The 17,581-nt window shown below is 36.9% G+C and carries 20 protein-coding genes and 1 pseudogene; 7 read left to right on the top strand and 14 right to left on the bottom strand.

Going from position 1 to position 17,581, the window contains the following annotated elements:
- Positions 1-31 precede the first annotated feature (31 nt).
- Positions 32-1,360, top strand: coding sequence for a phosphomethylpyrimidine synthase ThiC (thiC, locus tag NSIN_RS08880; RefSeq protein WP_101010873.1), 1,329 nt, complete (start codon positions 32-34; stop codon positions 1,358-1,360).
- Here the strand turns inward: thiC and NSIN_RS08875 are convergent.
- The 7 genes from NSIN_RS08875 to aroE all read right to left on the bottom strand — a co-directional run bounded on the left by NSIN_RS08875 (position 1,343) and on the right by aroE (position 8,073).
- Positions 1,343-1,747, bottom strand: coding sequence for an NUDIX domain-containing protein (locus NSIN_RS08875; RefSeq protein ID WP_101010872.1), 405 nt, complete (start codon positions 1,745-1,747; stop codon positions 1,343-1,345). The two genes, thiC and NSIN_RS08875, sit on opposite strands and share 18 nt — an antisense overlap.
- Positions 1,748-2,602, bottom strand: a complete 855-nt coding sequence (locus tag NSIN_RS08870) for a prephenate dehydrogenase (protein WP_101010871.1) — start codon at positions 2,600-2,602, stop codon at positions 1,748-1,750.
- The gene (locus NSIN_RS08865; protein WP_177346308.1) at positions 2,602-3,969 is read right to left on the bottom strand and encodes an aminotransferase class I/II-fold pyridoxal phosphate-dependent enzyme; all 1,368 of its coding nucleotides are present in this window, start codon (positions 3,967-3,969) and stop codon (positions 2,602-2,604) included. The genes NSIN_RS08870 and NSIN_RS08865 overlap by 1 nt, the downstream gene beginning before the upstream one ends.
- A 3-nt stretch (positions 3,970-3,972) precedes the next feature.
- Positions 3,973-5,070 (bottom strand): chorismate synthase, encoded by a 1,098-nt coding sequence (aroC, locus tag NSIN_RS08860; RefSeq protein ID WP_177346307.1) that lies wholly within the window; start codon positions 5,068-5,070, stop codon positions 3,973-3,975.
- A 72-nt stretch (positions 5,071-5,142) separates the two neighbouring features.
- On the bottom strand, positions 5,143-6,405 hold the full coding sequence (gene aroA, locus NSIN_RS08855) for a 3-phosphoshikimate 1-carboxyvinyltransferase (protein ID WP_101010870.1): 1,263 nt from the start codon (positions 6,403-6,405) through the stop codon (positions 5,143-5,145).
- Positions 6,395-7,249, bottom strand: a complete 855-nt coding sequence (locus tag NSIN_RS08850; RefSeq protein WP_101010869.1) for a shikimate kinase — start codon at positions 7,247-7,249, stop codon at positions 6,395-6,397. The genes aroA and NSIN_RS08850 overlap by 11 nt, the downstream gene beginning before the upstream one ends.
- A 2-nt stretch (positions 7,250-7,251) precedes the next feature.
- Positions 7,252-8,073 carry a shikimate dehydrogenase gene (aroE, locus tag NSIN_RS08845; RefSeq protein ID WP_101010868.1) on the bottom strand — a complete coding sequence of 274 codons (822 nt, stop codon included), beginning with the start codon at positions 8,071-8,073 and terminating at the stop codon, positions 7,252-7,254.
- Positions 8,074-8,494: 421 nt separating this feature from the next.
- Between aroE and NSIN_RS08840 the strand changes: the two genes are divergently transcribed.
- Positions 8,495-8,731 (top strand): hypothetical protein, encoded by a 237-nt coding sequence (locus tag NSIN_RS08840; RefSeq protein WP_133124137.1) that lies wholly within the window; start codon positions 8,495-8,497, stop codon positions 8,729-8,731.
- Positions 8,732-8,747: 16 nt separating this feature from the next.
- On the opposite strand, the gene aroD is transcribed toward NSIN_RS08840, so the two are convergent.
- Together aroD and NSIN_RS08830 are read right to left on the bottom strand one after the other, a co-directional pair.
- Positions 8,748-9,425 carry a type I 3-dehydroquinate dehydratase gene (gene aroD / locus NSIN_RS08835; protein ID WP_101010865.1) on the bottom strand — a complete coding sequence of 226 codons (678 nt, stop codon included), beginning with the start codon at positions 9,423-9,425 and terminating at the stop codon, positions 8,748-8,750.
- 10 nt (positions 9,426-9,435) lie between these two features.
- Positions 9,436-9,744, bottom strand: coding sequence for a hypothetical protein (locus NSIN_RS08830; protein WP_133124136.1), 309 nt, complete (start codon positions 9,742-9,744; stop codon positions 9,436-9,438).
- Positions 9,745-9,943: 199 nt separating this feature from the next.
- Between NSIN_RS08830 and NSIN_RS08825 the strand changes: the two genes are divergently transcribed.
- The 3 genes from NSIN_RS08825 (at position 9,944) to NSIN_RS08815 (ending at position 11,449) form a co-directional block, all read left to right on the top strand.
- A complete protein-coding gene (locus tag NSIN_RS08825) occupies positions 9,944-10,240 on the top strand; it encodes a DNA-binding protein (RefSeq protein ID WP_101010953.1) in 297 nt (98 codons plus the stop codon).
- A 111-nt stretch (positions 10,241-10,351) separates the two neighbouring features.
- Positions 10,352-11,191 carry a DNA-methyltransferase gene (locus NSIN_RS08820; RefSeq protein WP_101010863.1) on the top strand — a complete coding sequence of 280 codons (840 nt, stop codon included), beginning with the start codon at positions 10,352-10,354 and terminating at the stop codon, positions 11,189-11,191.
- 54 nt (positions 11,192-11,245) lie between these two features.
- Complete coding sequence (locus NSIN_RS08815) at positions 11,246-11,449, top strand: hypothetical protein (RefSeq protein ID WP_101010862.1); 204 nt, start codon at positions 11,246-11,248, stop codon at positions 11,447-11,449.
- A 46-nt stretch (positions 11,450-11,495) separates the two neighbouring features.
- Here the strand turns inward: NSIN_RS08815 and NSIN_RS09565 are convergent, their stop codons facing one another.
- From NSIN_RS09565 to NSIN_RS08805, 3 genes are read right to left on the bottom strand one after another with little or no spacing between them, the layout of a single operon-like run.
- Complete coding sequence (locus tag NSIN_RS09565) at positions 11,496-11,657, bottom strand: hypothetical protein (RefSeq protein WP_165775301.1); 162 nt, start codon at positions 11,655-11,657, stop codon at positions 11,496-11,498.
- 45 nt (positions 11,658-11,702) lie between these two features.
- Positions 11,703-12,758, bottom strand: coding sequence for a 3-dehydroquinate synthase II (locus tag NSIN_RS08810; protein ID WP_101010861.1), 1,056 nt, complete (start codon positions 12,756-12,758; stop codon positions 11,703-11,705).
- The gene (locus NSIN_RS08805; RefSeq protein ID WP_101010860.1) at positions 12,745-13,533 is read right to left on the bottom strand and encodes a 2-amino-3,7-dideoxy-D-threo-hept-6-ulosonate synthase; all 789 of its coding nucleotides are present in this window, start codon (positions 13,531-13,533) and stop codon (positions 12,745-12,747) included. Before NSIN_RS08805 ends, NSIN_RS08810 begins: the two co-directional genes overlap by 14 nt.
- A 193-nt stretch (positions 13,534-13,726) precedes the next feature.
- Between NSIN_RS08805 and mqnC the strand changes: the two genes are divergently transcribed.
- Positions 13,727-14,845 (top strand): cyclic dehypoxanthinyl futalosine synthase, encoded by a 1,119-nt coding sequence (gene mqnC / locus NSIN_RS08800; protein WP_101010859.1) that lies wholly within the window; start codon positions 13,727-13,729, stop codon positions 14,843-14,845.
- On the opposite strand, the gene NSIN_RS08795 is transcribed toward mqnC, so the two are convergent.
- Positions 14,842-16,284 (bottom strand): menaquinone biosynthesis decarboxylase, encoded by a 1,443-nt coding sequence (locus NSIN_RS08795; RefSeq protein ID WP_101010858.1) that lies wholly within the window; start codon positions 16,282-16,284, stop codon positions 14,842-14,844. The genes mqnC and NSIN_RS08795 overlap by 4 nt on opposite strands.
- A gap of 338 nt (positions 16,285-16,622) precedes the next feature.
- Positions 16,623-17,000 (bottom strand): hypothetical protein, encoded by a 378-nt coding sequence (locus NSIN_RS08785; protein ID WP_101010856.1) that lies wholly within the window; start codon positions 16,998-17,000, stop codon positions 16,623-16,625.
- A 100-nt stretch (positions 17,001-17,100) separates the two neighbouring features.
- Here NSIN_RS08785 and NSIN_RS09585 point away from each other — a divergent pair.
- A pseudogene (locus NSIN_RS09585) lies at positions 17,101-17,581 on the top strand (hypothetical protein); the annotation flags it as partial.

Raw genomic sequence — 17,581 nt, 5'->3', positions numbered from 1 at the left:
TTAAATCCAATCACTGGATAAAAATAGTAATTTGACTACACAAATGAGCGCGGCTAGGAGAGGAATTGCTACAGATGAAATGAAAGCGGTAGCACATGACGAGGATGTGACATTAGATTGGTTAATTCCAAAGATTGCAAATGGATCTATTATAATTCCTCATAACAATACTAGGAAGCAGAAGATTAGAGTAGTAGGAATAGGAAAAGGGATGAAAACAAAAGTAAACGTAAACATTGGAAATTCTACATTGAATCAAAATCTTGAGGAGGAAGTAAGAAAAGCTGAAGTCGCAATAAGATATCATGCTGATACTATCATGGATCTTAGTGATGGTGGAGATGTTGGGGTGTTTAGAAGAAGACTATTGGAAGCAGCTCCTATTGCCTTTGGCACTGTCCCAGTTTATGAAGCATACAACTATGGTGTGGAAAAACACAAAAATCCTCTTGATATCACAGAAGATGATTTTCTAAACGCGTTTGAACGTAATGTAAAAGATGGGGTGGATTACACTACTATACATTCTGGTATTACAAAAGATATTGCAAAACGTATACTTGCAGTCAACAGACATGCTGGTATAGTAAGCAAGGGTGGAACTATAACAGCTGCATGGATGCTCAAATATGATAAAGAAAATCCATACTATGAGCACTTTGATTATCTTATAGAACTTGCACGAAAACATGATGTCACTTTTAGTCTTGGTGATGCACTAAGACCTGGCTCCATACTTGATTCTCATGATGAACTCCAAGTACAAGAGATGATAAATATCTCAAGACTGACAAAAACTGCTCATGAAAAAGACGTCCAAGTGATGGTTGAGGGGCCTGGACACGTCCCATTAAATGAAGTAGCTGCAAATGTGCGATTGGCCAAGTCTTTGATTGGTGAGGTTCCATATTATGTTCTAGGTCCGCTGGTTACCGATGTCGCTTCAGGTCATGATCATATTGCAAGCGCAATTGGTGCTGCAGTCTCTGCAAGTGAAGGTGTTGATTTATTGTGCTATCTAACTCCTGCAGAACACCTTGCATTGCCTACTGCAGAAGAGGTCAAAGCTGGATTGATTGCATATAGAATTGCAGCACATGCAGGTGATCTTGTCAAACTCAGGGATAAGGCAATAAAATGGGATGCCGAAATGACTGAAGCACGAAGAACACTGAATTGGGAAAAACAAATTGCACTCTCAATTGATCCAGAAGAAGCATCTCGTATACATGCAAGAACTGGCCAATTGAAGGGAAACACTGTTCCATGTACCATGTGTGGTGGTGCATGTGTATACATAATGCTACCACAGCAGAGATTGGCAAAAACAGAAGTAGAAAATCTACAGCAAACTGGTTAGTACTTTTTCAAGGCTTGGGACTGTTTGGAATTTTACAAGATCTGGGATGGTTATCCATTGATAATCTGAATTTTCCCAATTCAATCGTATCTTTGGCTCCCTTACTGAAAATAAAAATGGAAAAATTAACCACTCATGATCTTTGTATTGAGGAGAGTCTATTCTCATCTGTGTAGCGGTACGAATTAGAGTTATTTGATCTTCTGTAATATTCGTCTCTTCGTGTATCTCTTTCTTTGCTCTGTATAATGGCTCTTCATTGCCTTCGATGATGCCACTTATTCCTGCCCATAACTCTTTCATTGTCCTAACTTTGTTACTACGTTTGAGGATGAGATACTTGTCACCCTGTGTAAGAAAAGATGTTACTATTTTGGTGGTTTTCAATTATTTTTCTATGGAATTTACCATTGTAACAAGCTTCTTGTATGATTCTTCAAGATCAATATTCTTGGCAAGTCTTTCTTTTGCACTTGCAATGTATTTTATCATCTCTTCTGTTTTATTTTCTTGAATCAAAATTAACATTCTTCCAATGTCCTTCCAGAATTCTTCTGCATATCTTCTTATTTCAGGATTGGAAATTATTGTTTCAATAAGCTCCTGAGGTTCTGTCATTATACCTGTGGTAAGAAATTTTTGTGCCTTGAATGTAGTTCCTGCCATTTTTTCAACCAGTGAAAAGTTTTCTTCTTTTGCAAATATGTTGGCAAGTGCCAAGTTTACTAAATGCGGCATTCCTAACACCATTGCTATTTTTTTGTCATGTTCTGTAGCATCTATTTGAACAAAGTTTGCTTCTTCAAACAATGATTTGGCAACTGCCATTTCTTTTTTTGCGTCTCTTATTGGAATGGATATGATGTTTTGTCCTTTGAGTTTCTTAGTTCCTGGTCCAAACATTGGATGAATACAAATTGGATTTACCTTGTCTGGTATTTTTGAGAGTGCTGCAGCTGTTTTTGTTTTGAGGGAAGATATGTCTATGAGATAAGAATCGCGTTTCATCTCTTTTGCAATTAGCCTTATTGTTTCAGGCGTTCGTTTAACTGGTATGCACAAGATGACATAATCTGCTGCCAAAATAGCACCAACCAGAGATTGGGCTTTTGTAATTGACTTGTTTAAAATCTCTTTTTCCGAGTCATATCCTATTATTTCATAACCCTTGTCAAGGAAATACTTTGAAAACCATTTTCCCATCTGTCCCTCTGCACCAATTACTGCCATCTTTTTTTTCATTATTTGTTTTTCAACCTCTCCTCTATTATTTGCATTCCCTGATTAAGTGTATCTTCTGGCTGGCAGGCTGATATCCTGACAAACCCATTATAGTTACCAAAACCATCTCCAGGAGCTATTGCAACACCTGCATCTAAAAGCTTACTTGTAAATTCTATTGAATCAAAGTTCTCTTGTCTTATTTTGGCAAAAAGATACATCGCACCATCTGGTTCCACAAAATCTAATCCCATGGTTTTTGCCTTTTCTATTATTGATTTTAGTCTATTTCTTATGATCTTGGCATTGTCCGATGTATCAGCTTCCAATGCTCTCATGGCTACATATTGAATTGGTTCTGATACATTTGTAAGTGCAAGGGCCTGTAGTTTTGACATTTTTTCAATTATTTCTGGACTTGATATTGCATATCCTATTCTAAAACCGGTCATAGCATGTGATTTTGAAAATGATTGTGTTATTATTGACTTGGGATATCCATATGTGAGAACACTCTTCCAGGGTTTGTTTGCATATTCTGAATAAATTTCATCACTTAATACGTACAAGTCATTTTTTATTGCTAATTCTATTATCTTGTCTTGTAGTGATGCTGGAAGAATTTTACCAGTAGGATTATTTGGATAATTGAGAACTATCATCTTTGTATTCTTGTTTATTGTATTTTCAATATCCTCAATCTTGGGTTCCCACTTGTTTTCTAATGTTGTATGTACTGTTCTGACTTTTACTCCTGAATTTAGTGCATTGTCCCTGTATGCAGGCCATGCTGGTTCTATTACAATGATCTCATCTCCCGGACTTAACAAACTAGATATTGCAAGAAAAACCGAGAAGCGTGCTCCTGGAGATATCAGAATATTTTGAGATGATGTGTTTGCACCAAATTTTTTCAAGATGTACTTTGAAAGAGCGTCTCTGAATTCTATCATTCCTTTTGAATCTCCATATTTTGTATATCCTTTATGGTATATTTCTGAAAGAGCATTATTGACTATCTGAGGGGGTAGAAAATCAGGTTCTCCTACTTCCATGTGAATTATTTTTTTGCCTTCTTTTTCCATCTTTTTTGCTTTCAAAAATATTGTCAAATGTGTCTGTTTTTCTGACGATTGAATCTTGACTGATTCATTCAAGAGGAGATTTAACATATTCATGGCCATTTTTTCTTCTAGTCCTATCTCTTTACATAAGGAGAGAACCTTCACACGCAATTGATTTTCTCTCTCTTCGTTTGTGATATTCATTTTTAGATTGTTCTTTAGATTTCCAATCTCTTTTGCAATATCATTTCGTTCTTTAAACAGTCTCAATATGTCGAATGTTATCTTGTCTATTTTGTCACGGAGGTTGTTAATGTCTGACATCTCTTACTTTATGACCTGAGGGATAAATCCTGCCCTTATTGCATGATCTGCCAGTACTACTGATACCAATGAATCAACTACAGGTGGTGCACGTGGAACTACACATGGATCGTGTCTTCCTTGTACTATTAATGATGAGGGTTTTTTTGTATGTAGATCAACAGTTCTTTGTTTTTTTGCAATTGATGAAGCTGGTTTAAACGCTACTCGTAAAACTAATGGCATGCCGGTAGATATGCCTCCTAGAATTCCACCAGCATTGTTTGTTCTTGTTTGAATTTTTCCATTTTTAATTATGAACTCATCATTATTTTCTGAACCTTGTAAAGTAGAACCATGAAAACCGGAACCAAATTCAATTCCCTTTACAGCTGGAATTGAAAAAATAGCCTTACTAAGATCTGACTCTAGAGAACCGAAAATTGGTTCACCTAACCCTACTGGTAAATTCATTGTAATCGATTCAATTACTCCTCCAACGGAATCGCCTTTGCGTCTTACTGCAAGAATTGCTTCACGCATCTTTGCAGCAATCTTTGAATCAGGACATCTCACCTCATTTTTGTATATTGAATTTTTCATACCTATCGTGGCTTGTTTTTTCATACTTACATTTCCAACCTTACATGTGTAGGAAAAAGTCTCAATTCCTAATGTTTCCAAAAGAAGCTTTCTTGCTATTGCTCCTGCCATTACAAATGTGGCGGTCAGTCTTCCTGAAAATCTACCTCCACCGCGAATGTCATTGAACCCGTTGTATTTTATAAAAGCTGGATAGTCAGAGTGCCCTGGTCTTGGTTTGATTGCAAGATTGTCATAATCGCGTGATCGTTGATCTTTGTTCCAGATGATCATTGTAATTGGTGCTCCTGTTGTATGTCCATTGTATACCCCTGAAAGAATCTCTACCTTGTCTTCTTCCTTTCTTTGGGTTGTGATAATTGACTGACCGGGTTTGCGTAAATCTAACATTTCTTGAATGTCCTTTTCCTCAATTTTCAATCCTGCTGGACAGCCGTCTACTGTGGCACCTATGCACTTTCCATGGCTTTCTCCAAAACTTGTAAAAATAAAACGTTGGCCTATGCTACTTGTAGACATGATAAAATTTCCTTTTACATGTTTATATTCCTTATAGGAATTTGAGTTTGTTTCAGAAGACTTCTGCAAAACTCAGATTGTTATGTTTGCTCCAATCTTTTTCATGTCTTCCACAAATGTTGGATATGACACGTCTACAGAATCAGGATCAGTTACAATACAGTTTCCAATGACCATTCCTACTATGGAAAATGCCATGAAAAGCCTATGATCCTCTGACGACTCTAGCTCTGCACTCTTTAGAGTTTCTGGGGCTTCAAGAATCATGCCATCTTCTTTCTCTGTAACTCTTATTCCTACTTTTGTGAGTTCTTTGGCTAAGATTGCTATTCTGTCAGTTTCTTTGAATCTGGCATGTTTTACATTGTAAATCTCGATAGGTTTTGCTGTCTTTAATGCCAATATTGCCATGGGTGGTAATAGGTCTGGATTGTTGGAAAGATCAAATTTTCCTCCATTTAGACGATCTGGAGATATGATGGTTATCTTGTCTGCAATTTTTATTTTTACTCCTAATTTTTCTAGATATGTCAATATCTGCCTGTCACCTTGGGGTAGATCTCCAATGGATGCATCAATTTCCATATTTTGTCCCACTAATACTGCTGCAGACAGTAAAAGCGCCATGCTGGAGAAATCGGATGGAACTACAAAATTAGTTGCTTTGTATTCTTGGTTTGGTATGTGATATCGTTTGTATTGTGATATTACATTAACAGCAACACCAAATTTCTGCATGGTGGCGATGGTTGCATCAAGATATGGTTTTGATACTAGATCTCCATCAATATCTATTGTTAAACCATCTTTCATTTTTGGACCTGCAATCAAAAGGGCTGAGATGAATTGACTTGATATTGATCCTGATATTCGTGTTGTCCCGCCAATTAATTTTCCTCTTATTGCCACTGGGGGTTTACCATCTGTTGATGTGGTGGATACTCCTAATGCATTTAATGAATCAAGTAAAGGTTGCATAGGTCTTTTTCTTAAACTTGAATCTCCTGTAAGGATTATTGTTTTGTCAGAGAGAGAAGCAATAGCAGTTGCAATTCTGATGGTAGTGCCAGAATTTGATGCGTCAATCTGATTAGTTTGTGGAATTATGGTTCCATTGCTTTGTATAGTGACTGTAGAACCATTGATCTCTATGTTTGCCCCAAATGCTCTACATGCTTCTACTGTTGCCAATGTGTCTCTGGAAAGTAATACATTTCTTAGAATGCTTTTTCCATTTGCAAGTGAAGCGAGAAATATTGATCTATGGGAATAACTCTTGTTTGGAGGGCATGCTATGACACCTGTGAGTATTGATTTGTCCACTTTACATTTCATGGACTTCAGCCTTTTTGTTACTGATTGGTGATACTATCACACTTCCTTCCATTGATGAAAATGTCTTTTTTATGCTAGAAACTTTGTCGTTTTTAACTACTGCAGCTATTGAAGGGCCATTGCCTGATACTGATGCACCAAGAGCTCCATTTTCCAATAGGCTTGTTATGATTTTTGGATCAGATCCTAAGATAGCTGATGTTGCCAAGCCATTGAGTATCATTGCATTCCAATAGTCTGATTTGTTTGCAAGATCCCATGCTTGTGCAAAAACGCCATTTAGAGTCTTTAATTTTTTCACGTTTCCTCTCTTTCTAGATTTTGGTATGAATATTACTGCAGTCAAGTCTTCTGGAGCTTTTTCTGACTTGATGATCTTTATGTTGGAGTTGTCTGTTACTACAAACCCTCCAAAATAACATGCACATGCATCATCAAAAGCGCCTGTTATGCTAACCTTGGATTTTATGGATGCGCTAACCCCATCTCTGAGGATTTCAAGATCAGTAGCTTTTGGCTTGAAAAGTTTTGCACATGCAAGAGATACTATTGAAGATATTGCACTTGAACTCTTTAATCCATATCCTGAAGGAATTTCTGATTTGACAAAAATTGTTATTTTATTTTTTTCAAGTTCTGTTTTTGGCACTGATGTTTCAACAACATTTCTTATGAGTCTAGAGCTAAGGGTAGATTCTTTGTTTTCAAAAACTATGCCTTTTCCTGGTTGAGTTTCCACTACTGCTTCTATGCCTAATGATATTCCAAGTGTAGCACCTTTTCCTGTTGCTATGGCATTGACTATAGATACTGCACCGTGCATACTAGCTTTAACTTTATTCATATCTAAAATCTCCCAAGTAAGGTCAATTTCATAGCTTCGTATGGAGCAGGTCTACCCGTCCAAATCTGAAATGATTTCATTGCTTGTGCAAGAAGCATTTCCCACCCATATATGATGGTCGCTCCTTGACTCTTTGATTTCTCAATCAGGGGAGTTTCTACAGGCACATATACAATATCGTACACTATGGTGTTTTTGCCTATGTTTCTTGTAGAAATTGGACAGCCCATTCCTTTCAGTCCTATTGATGTTGCATTTACGACAAATTTGTATTTGCCTGCCTCTTCTCCAGCTGATTCTAAATCCAGGTATTCTGATTCTAATCCTAAACTGTGTGCAAATCTAATCATTTCGTCTGCTCTCTGGCGTGTTCTGTTTGCAATCGTTATCTTGCGGACTTTCTCATTGCTGAATCCTACTATTATAGCTCTGGCAGCACCTCCTGCACCTATTAATAAAACGTCTGAACCACTAGAATCAATTTTTCGCATCTTTATGGGATCTATAAAACCGTCTACATCTGTGTTGTATCCTTTGAAGATTCCTTCATTGTTTATCACAGTATTTGTGGCTCCGACTTTCTTACAAATGTCATCAGCATCATCAAGAAACTTCATCATGTCTACCTTGTGTGGAATTGTAACATTGAATCCAGCAATGTTGATTTTTTTGAGAGCCTCTATGCCGTACTCTAATTCTCCCTTTGGGATTCTATATGCAATGTATGTACAATCTAAACCTAAAAACAAGAATGCAGCATTATGGAGTGCAGGTGAGAATGAATGATCTATAGGATCACCAATCACTGCATATGTCTTTGTCATGAGTATATCATTTGCAAATCATGATTTAAGCGAATATGGTCTGGTTCTCTCTTAAATCCCGTAACGATCATTTTGTGAGTAGATTTTTTTTAGTTTGGAACCACACTTTGGGCAAGAGAGTCCTTGATGTATTGTGGCACAATTCAAACATACAAAATTTCCTTTTGAAGTTTTTGACGATGTATATTGATAAATGATGATAAATGATAATGCTGCAACCCAAACAAGTATTAAAAATAGCATTAATCGAAACATCCCCAACAAAATAGTTACAACTGTGGCTGTGATGATTACATTTCTGGGCACATTGTTTTGAGTCATCTTGATGTCTTATTTTTGGTTCTTTCTTTTATAATAACAGTATGCTGTTTTGACTTTATCTGAGATTGGTTAATTAATGAATATGTAGATTACCTATGTAATGGAAGAACAAGATGATTTTATTCACATTTTGGATGAATGCATAAATCTACTAGATGAAAATTTGAATATCTTGAATGACATTGAATATTCCTTGGAATCTGAAAAAGAAGATGTACTAGTTACAGATTTGACTAGACATGATCTTGTAAATATGGCGTATGACATATCTGATTCCACTCGAATTAAAAAAGCAGAATCTGAATTTACTAAACGGTTCTTTGAGACAAAACCGTGATGCTAGGTACTGTAGTCTAATTTTTGCCTTCAAGGGCTAATATCGTTCGCATCTCTCTAAGACTGAATTGTCCTGGAGCTACAGGTTTGCCTAGCGACACATACGTATAGGGACTTCCAAGTTTTGTACACAATATTCTTGACATTCTTCCATAATCTCCCATGGCAAATGCAATGAGGTTTGTCTTTCCGGCAGTCTTGTAGATGGAAAGAATTCGTATTGTATCATCAATTGTCTTTGCAGTGGTCACTATCTTGATATTTTTTGAAAACTTTGACATGTTTTTGAGCATTGACCTAAGAGTTTGCATGTCTGGAGTCTTTTCAAAATCATGCCATGACACCAATGTCTGTATCTTGGCACTTTTGAAATATTTTTCAAGTTCTTTGTTCTTTCTCAATGTGTTGTATTCTACATCAAGTAGATGTGGTTCAAACTCTGCAATTAATTTTAATATGGAGATCCTCTCTTTTTCAGTTCCTGAAAATTTACCGCCTTCAGTTTTCGGTCGTAGTGTGCACACGCATCTGTCTAGATATTTCTTGGATAATGTTAAACAAAAAGGAATTTTACTTGGTTTTAAAAAATCTAACCTGAGTTCTGCATAATCTGACTTGACAAGAGCTTTCTTTAGCTCATTGACAACTTTAGCCGGATTTGTTGCTGCAATTGTTACGCAGACCTTGGTTGCCATGTGTTTGCGTCTAATTGCTTGAGGTTTTTGGTATGATGGTTATTTGACCACAATACTTCCATCCTCTCAACTCGCTACATTTGCTAGGATCATGTTGTGCATTCTGAAGTGTTTGCTTCATCTTTGCCCAATTATCTGGTGAACATAAGCTTTCTCCACAAATGTGCTGTCCTCCTGGAAATCTGTCTGTTTTCTGGGAGAATCTTTCATACACTGTACTTGGTGTTAGTGCATTTACAGCAGGTAATGCTGCTGCAAAAACCATTATGGTTGACAAAGCTAATGCAACCAAACCGATCTTAATTTGTTGGTTGGACATTATTAGCATCTACCTTTTACTAGTATATTTAGATTAGCATCAATTCGTTCACATTGATAAAACTAAGATCTATTACAAAATTTTATTCACTTGTACTTAGATAAACTGTCTATACTGTGTTTGAATGGTCTTTTTTGTGTATGTGAAAGGAATGATAACAGAAGAAACTTTTATGAAACGATCATTTCCACATATCTCTATGAGTACAGACGCACAAAATGAAGCAAAAGATACTGTCTTTATAGGAAAAAAGCCAATTATGGCATATGTAACCTCTGCACTCATTCAACTTGCTAATAATCCACAAGTTGTAATAAAAGCACGAGGACTAAGCATAGGTAGAGCAGTAGATGTTGCACAAATAATTGCACGCAGAACTGATAACACGGGATATTCTATAGGACAAGTCAAGATAGGATCTGAACAACTCCAGTCTTTGGATGGTCGTTCAAGAAACGTATCTACTATAGAAATAGAAGTAAAGAAAAATGCATAATTGTCTAAAACATGCTCGTTATGTACATGTTTTAGGTGATTTTTTGATTTATTTTTAAAACTAAATTTTTTGTTTTACAACTATTAAATATCAAAATGATTGAGGGATGTAATGTGGAAATCAAATTCCATCATTGTGTCTGATTCTAGAGATCTTTCCAAGTTATCTGCAAACAAAGTAGCACTGACTGTTACTTCTCCACCATATCATAACGCGATAAACTATCAGGAACATCAAGATACTGATGGCTGGTATCGTGGAACCGTAACAACATCTCTAGAGGAATGGATTGAGGATATGAGAAAAGTCTTCTCTGAGGTGTATCGTGTGACAAAACCTGGAGGGTTTTGTTGCATTGTTATAGGGAATGAAATAATAGAAAATAAAAACAAACTACCGCTTCCAGCATTATTGCTTGTCGAGTTGACAAAAAAAGAGATTGGCTGGAATTTTTTTGAAGAAATAATCTGGAATAAAGTGACAGGTGGAAAAAAAAGATTTAGAGTTACAGTACAACATCCGTATCCGACATACTATTATCCAAACATAATGCATGAACAAATCTTAATTCTGCGTAAGCTTCCGTTTCATAACATCAAGGATAAAAAGAGTAAATTGATCATTAATGATTTGATGAAAAAAGAAATTGCGAATTCTGTGTGGCACATTGCACCTATGCCTCCAAGCTATAGGAAATTCCATCCTGCTGCATTTCCGGAAGAAATTCCATATCGTCTAATACAACTCTACAGTAATGTTGGTGATCTTGTACTAGATCCATTTGTTGGAAGCGGACAGACTACTAAAATGGCGAGATTTCTAAACCGGAAGTATATTGGAGTAGATAAATCTCCCAAATATGTCAAAATTGCTCAAAAAAGAACTCTTGAAAAACCGTCTCTTCGAAAGCTACAGCTTGTTCCTAATTGGAAAGTGCCTGAACCGTTATAATGTACCGTTTAACTATGTAGGAAAAGTTATCTATTAAGAACAGAAAATTCTGATATGGTGACTTCTAACAGCAAGTCATATTTTCGTATTGTTGAGAAAAGCCATAGGAAATATACTGCTGCACTAAAACATGCCAGATCCAAACAATCCATGATGAATCTGTATTGGAGGCACAAAAAAGAACATGAATCTCTTTTGAAAAAACATCTCAAAGAAGAGATGGCTGAAATAATTCAGCTGAAAAAGAAATTCGATTAATTCATCTTTTTTATTTTTAAGATTGCTGTTGTTTTACTTGGCTTTATCAAGTGAGGGATTTGAGCCACATTTTTGCTACACTCTTGTCTGAACCTTTGCCACTAGTATTGATATTGGATTTGTTATCTTTGTGTTCTTTGGTGTCTATGTGTACTGTTACGTCATTTTCATTTATTTCTTTAGAACATATGTTGCAACGCAGACCCATGTAAAGTCTCTTGCATGTCAGTATAATAATTTTCTAATATTGTTTTTATTTTTCTACAATGTATTCGTCGTCTACTTCCATACCGAAATGTCTGCCTGTTGCAGGTTTGGCATACGCAAGGACAATGTCTCCTTTTTTTAGATGAGTTACTGAAACTAGATGACCGTTTGGACGCACAAATCTGATGGTTTCTGCATTTTGTGCTATTATGCCTCCTATTTCATCATCTATTTGCGCTTTTATCATTAACATGGGTCTGCTCTCTATTTTTGAGCGACCTACTGTAGCTCTTCTTGCCTTTCCATGAGAGTCTACTACTAAAACCTCTGAACCCGTTTCCAACTCTGATAGATAATTTGTTGTTCCATCTGGAGATAGTGTATAACAATGAACCGCTCCTGCATTTACCCTGAATGGTCTAGGTGAAGTAAATGATGAACCAACTGATTCATTATGTACTAAGAATAGGAAATTTGATCTGCTTCCAATCAACATACCCTCACCACGTCCTAGTATGGACGCAGTATCTACACATACTCGTTCTCCATTTCCTACTTCTTTTATTTCTAAAATCTTGGCAGGTCGTAGATCAAAATTCTTTGTGCCAAGATACACCAGTGTCTCTTTTACCTCATTTATTGAACTAGTTGAAAATATGACTCCATCTACACCTATTTCTAATATTGAAAACATTTTTCGAACTTCTTCGGGTGTATTTGCTACTGCAAATATTTCTGTGTGGACTTTGTGAAGCTTTGCAATGATGTTCTCAAGGGGGATTATCTTCCAATCTTTCACCTCTATTATGACAAAATCTAATCCTTGTTTTGCAAACTGTAATATTTTTTCAATATCTGCATTTGAAAGAACTTTGAATTTCATCCCTGTCTTCTTACCTTTGATCTTGGTTACCTTGTCTACTATGACATAATCAGAGCTTGTTGTTGTATGTATTGTGGAAACTTTGGTTTTAATCCCTTTCAGGTCGGAAGGATCTATATTCACGATGTGAATTCCTTCTTTTTCTATCTCTGACAAGAATTTGCTAATCTGTCCCTTTGAAACTTTGGGAGCAATGATTAGTTCTCTATTTTTGGTCAAGATATTTTGCAGCTTCCTTTGCAGTCTCTTTCCTGAATATTATTGCAGAAAGGGCATGGGTCATCTTACCAGGATTTTTGTGTTCAAAAATGTTCCTTCCATACGTAACTCCTTTTGCTCCTGCTTCCATTGCTTCTTCTGTCATTTGTAATACATCTTTGTCTGTCTTTGCTTTTGGGCCACCAGCTATGACAACTGGTACCGGGGTGCTCTTTACTATTTTTTTAAATGAATCAATATCTCCGGTGTATAATGTCTTTACAATGTCTGCTCCACACTCTGCACCTATTCTTGCAACATGCCCGACTATTTCTGGATCATGTGGATTTTTTACATTTTCACCTCTTGGATACATCATAGCCAAAAGGGGCATACTCCACTTGTGACAATCGTCTGCAATTTTTCCAAGTTGCTCTATCATCTCTGGTTCTTCTTTTCCTCCTATGTTGATGTGGAGTGAAACTCCGTCAGCACCAAGTCTTAATGCTTCTTCTACTGAACCTGTGAGCATTTTTCTGTTTGGGAATACTGATAATGATGTACTGCCGGAAAAGTGTACAATTAACCCAATTTTAGTTGGTTTTGGTAGATTTTTTAAAATTCCTTTATTGATTATGACTGAAGTAAGTCCGAAATGTTGACAGTTGTAAATCAAGTCGTAAGGATTCTCAATTCCTTTTAGAGGACCGCTGGATATGCCGTGGTCCATTGGTATGCAGAGCATCTTGCCGTTGCGTAAAATACGATTCATTCTAATTTGATGACCTGTTACCATTGGAGTTAATCGATGGTGTGCCCTACTTAAAAATAGCGGGGGTATAGACAACGATATTTCATTTGACTAGCTATGAAATTCTATCTTCTGTTTTGAAATTATTTTTTATTTCTGAAGGTTGCTGTGTTATAAATAAAAATACGTGAATTTTGTTCTCAAACGATTAAATACGCTAGAGAGAAAATTCATTTAATTGAGTCAACTAACCGAGCAGCTACATCATTCTGAAATTGGTGACATTTTGGAAAATTCTCTTGCAGGAAATAAACCGGGATTAGATGATTGTAAAAGGTTGCTGGATTCAGAAGATGTGCATTTGATGGGACTTGTTGCAGGATACTTGACAAGGAAGAAGTTTGGAAAACGCTCTTCTTTTGTAAATAATATGATTCTAAATTATACCAATGTTTGTATCACTGATTGTAAATTCTGTGCATTTTACAGACCTCCTGGTCATGAAGAATCATACACTGTTACACTTGACAAGATAGAATCTAGAGTAAAAGCTGCTTGGGAGATGTTTGGGATTACACAAGTTATGTTTCAAGGAGGACACAATCCTTCACTTCGAATTGAATATTTTGAAGATGCATTTAGACTGATACGAAAAAAATTCCCAAAGGTTGGAGTTCATGGATTGTCAGCATCTGAAGTTGATATGATTTCCAAAGTTGAACATACCAGCACAAAAGAAGTATTGTCTAGGCTCAAGGACTCTGGAATGCAATCCATCCCTGGTGCAGGTGCAGAGATTTTGGTTGATTCTGTAAAACAGATTATCAGCCCAAAGAAAATTTCTAGCAATACTTGGCTTAGGATAATGGAAGAAGCTCACAATCTTGGAATTCCTGCATCTGCTACAATGATGTATGGTCATGTAGAAACAAGAGATGATGTAGCAGAACACTTTATGAAAATTGCAAAGCTCCAAGAAAAAACAAATGGGTTTATGGCCTTTATTCCATGGAGTTTTGAACCTAATAATACTTTGATGCAAAAACAAGACACTGTAAAATACCCTGCTGGAGGCACACAGCTCTTGAAGATGATTGCAATATCTAGAATAATGTACAATGATTTGATTTCTCACATACAATCTTCTTGGCTTACAAATGGTGTTGCAATGGCGCAGATGGCATTACAATATGGAGCAGATGATTTTGGCGGTACATTGCTTGGAGAAGAAGTGGTATCATGCACTGGTGCTCGTTCTACCGAACTCACAGGATCACGAATAATACAAGCAGTAAAGCAAATAGGGTATGAAGTAGAGGAACGAGATAATTTCTATAATGTTGTTAGAACCTATTAGATGCCATACTCTGACCATCTTGAATCCACTTTCTTCTTTGTAGATTCATCAGATCTTACAAGTTCTTGAATTTCTCTCTGGTATCCTTCCTCTTTTGTTTTTTGGGTTGCATCTATTCCAAGTTTTGATCCTAGATTAACAAAGGGGGAAGCAGGGTCAAGCGTATCTGTGGGGGTGTTGTTGATTATTATTGTATCTCTTGCAGCATCTGCCCTTGTAGTAATTGCCCATACTACGTCGTTCAAATCGTGGACATTGATGTCCTCGTCTACCACTACGAAAAACTTGGTAAGTGCAAGCTGGCCCATTCCCCATAAACCCATCATTACTTTTTTTGCCTGTCCCGGATACCTCTTTTTGATTGAAATTATTGCCATTCCTTGGAACCAACCTGAAGCGGGCATTGAAAAATCTACCACCTCTGGATGGAACATTCTTATCAAAGGCAAGAAGGAGCGTTCTATCACCTTGCCAATATATGCGTCTTCTAAAATTGGTTTTCCAACTATGGTTGTGAGATACACTGGCTTTTGTTTTCTCATTACTCCTGTAAGTGTAAAGGTTGGATATGGCTCAGGGGGAGTGTAATATCCGGTATGATCACCAAATGGTCCCTCTGTTCTAATGTCTGATGGATCTACATATCCTTCTAATACAATTTCTGCATTTGCTGGAACTTCAAGATCCACTGTTTTACATTTGACGGTCTTGATTCCGGTTTTTCTTGTAATTCCGGCAAAGACATACTTGTCAAGTCCCTCTGGCACTGGTGCTACGGCTGAAAATACTGTGGCAGGATCTGAACCAATTATTATCGCAGCTTCAATTTTATTTCCTGTCTCTTTTTTTATGTCGTAATGATGTGCACCACGCTTGTGTTTCTGCCAATGCATGAGAGCATGGGTATCATCTATAATCTGCATTCTGTAGACTCCTAAATTTCTCACGCCAGTCTCTGGATGCTTGGTAGCAATCAATCCAAATGTAATAAATCTGCCAGCATCTTTTGGCCATGATTTTAGTATTGGAATTTTTCCAAATGACGGAGTATTTTCTATTACTTCTGTAACTGGACCGTTTTTTTGGAGTTTTGGTGCAATGTCTGTCATCTTTGAGAGCTCTGGAAGTTTTCTTAATTTGTCAAAAATTCCGGTAGGCATTTCCATTCTTGTCATGTCTGAAATTCTTTGTCCAATCTCTGTGAAATCATTCATCTCTAATCCAATCTCAAGTCTTTTCATGGAACCAAATGCATTTCCAAGTACGGGCATATCATAATTTTTTACATTTTCAAAAAGAATGGCAGGACCGTTTGAGTACATCACTCTGCTGAGAATCTCGGAAATCTCTAGATTTGCATCAACTTGGGTCTTTACTATTTTGAGTTCTCCTGCATTTTCCAGTTTTTCTATAAACTCTACAAGATCCTCAATAGGCACATTATCTAGTGAATTTACATAATGTATTAAGCTTAACTGGATTTTATGTTGTCTTTTCAAAAATATCTAACACGAGAACTTTAATTATACTGCCAAGAAAATGCCATCAAGTTGCCAGAGCAAAAATGTCCAGTTTGTGGCGGTCAGGGAAAGATTGCATTACTTGATACACAATGCTCTTTTTGTAATGGGACTGGAGAATATTCAAAAACTGCTGACAGTTATATGAAATCACATATCTGTCAATGCATCTTTCTGGATAGGATAACATGTCCGCTCTGTGGTAAAAGATGTCACCATGATACTCCTAACAAACCAAAAGTTCTGATAAGTCCTATCTAAAATATCGGAGGAAGTTCGTTCTTTTTATCATGTCCACCAGATCCAAATCTACAGTAAAAGCATTGGTCTGATTGCATATACTTGAGTTGCTCTATCTTTATTGCTCCTATCTTAAGGGAGATCTTTGTCAAAATTCTGTATTTTAGTGGCATGGATGGGATGACTTCATTGAGATATACCTTGTAATGATCGGGGCAGAACTTGAGTGTTATATTGCTTGGTTCCTTTGAAGACTTGCTGACTGTCCTTGCAACTCCTATCTGCTCTCTAATGTATTCGTGTTTGGGGCATGGGCAATTTCTTCCTCCTGGATGCTGGTAAGCTGGTGTATTTTTCCAATCAAAGCCAGGATATTCCTTCTCAAAATCGTCCAATGCCTAAAGGACGGCTTTGCTTCATATAAAACTTCTATGTATTATGGTAAACCTACCCATGATCAAAATGTAAATAAACTGCTATATCTCACAACTCTACATGTCTAAAGAAGTCCAGCCTAAAAAAGCACGTTCTACTAAAAAGGTTACAGAAGGATCTAACACTGCAGAACTTGAAGCCAAGATTGCAGAACTTGAAGCAAAACTTGCAAACCTGTCATCACAGGTAAAACCAGCAGAATCCAAACCTGCTCAGGCAAGTTCACCAAAGCCAGAACCAAAACCACAACAACGACCAGCAGCATCAGGTCCAACTCACGGTACACTTCCAGCAGGATTCAAATCATCTGAACCAAAACCAGAGCCAAAGCCAGAACCAAAACCACAACAACGACCAGCAGCATCAGGTCCAACTCACGGTACACTTCCAGCAGGAATGAAACCAGCTCCAAAACCAGAAGCAGCACCAGAACCAACACCTAGTGCAGCAGAACCAATGGTAGGTGAAGTAGCTCCTGCATATGCAAATATAAGCTCAACAGGTTACACTGGTAACAAGTATTTTGAAACAAGACAGGAAA

This window comes from Candidatus Nitrosotalea sinensis (genome assembly GCF_900143675.1).
Lineage (GTDB): Archaea > Thermoproteota > Nitrososphaeria > Nitrososphaerales > Nitrosopumilaceae > Nitrosotalea > Nitrosotalea sinensis.
The sequence above is the reverse complement of the archived record's forward strand: the minus strand, read 5'-3'. Positions and strand labels throughout refer to the sequence as shown.

Bases quoted from the DNA above. Each gene is read 5' to 3' on its own strand.
- aroD (WP_101010865.1), bottom strand. From the start codon at position 9,425: ATGGCAACCAAGGTCTGCGTAACAATTGCAGCAACAAATCCGGCTAAA.
- NSIN_RS08870 (WP_101010871.1), bottom strand. From the start codon at position 2,602: ATGAAAAAAAAGATGGCAGTAATTGGTGCAGAGGGACAGATGGGAAAA.
- NSIN_RS08805 (WP_101010860.1), bottom strand. From the start codon at position 13,533: ATGGTAACAGGTCATCAAATTAGAATGAATCGTATTTTACGCAACGGC.
- NSIN_RS08865 (WP_177346308.1), bottom strand. From the start codon at position 3,969: ATGTCAGACATTAACAACCTCCGTGACAAAATAGACAAGATAACATTC.
- NSIN_RS08840 (WP_133124137.1), top strand. From the start codon at position 8,495: ATGGAAGAACAAGATGATTTTATTCACATTTTGGATGAATGCATAAAT.
- NSIN_RS08815 (WP_101010862.1), top strand. From the start codon at position 11,246: ATGGTGACTTCTAACAGCAAGTCATATTTTCGTATTGTTGAGAAAAGC.
- NSIN_RS09565 (WP_165775301.1), bottom strand. From the start codon at position 11,657: ATGGGTCTGCGTTGCAACATATGTTCTAAAGAAATAAATGAAAATGAC.
- aroC (WP_177346307.1), bottom strand. From the start codon at position 5,070: ATGTCTACAAGTAGCATAGGCCAACGTTTTATTTTTACAAGTTTTGGA.
- NSIN_RS08850 (WP_101010869.1), bottom strand. From the start codon at position 7,249: ATGAATAAAGTTAAAGCTAGTATGCACGGTGCAGTATCTATAGTCAAT.
- aroE (WP_101010868.1), bottom strand. From the start codon at position 8,073: ATGACAAAGACATATGCAGTGATTGGTGATCCTATAGATCATTCATTC.
- NSIN_RS08820 (WP_101010863.1), top strand. From the start codon at position 10,352: ATGTGGAAATCAAATTCCATCATTGTGTCTGATTCTAGAGATCTTTCC.
- NSIN_RS08825 (WP_101010953.1), top strand. From the start codon at position 9,944: ATGAGTACAGACGCACAAAATGAAGCAAAAGATACTGTCTTTATAGGA.
- NSIN_RS08830 (WP_133124136.1), bottom strand. From the start codon at position 9,744: ATGTCCAACCAACAAATTAAGATCGGTTTGGTTGCATTAGCTTTGTCA.
- aroA (WP_101010870.1), bottom strand. From the start codon at position 6,405: ATGAAATGTAAAGTGGACAAATCAATACTCACAGGTGTCATAGCATGC.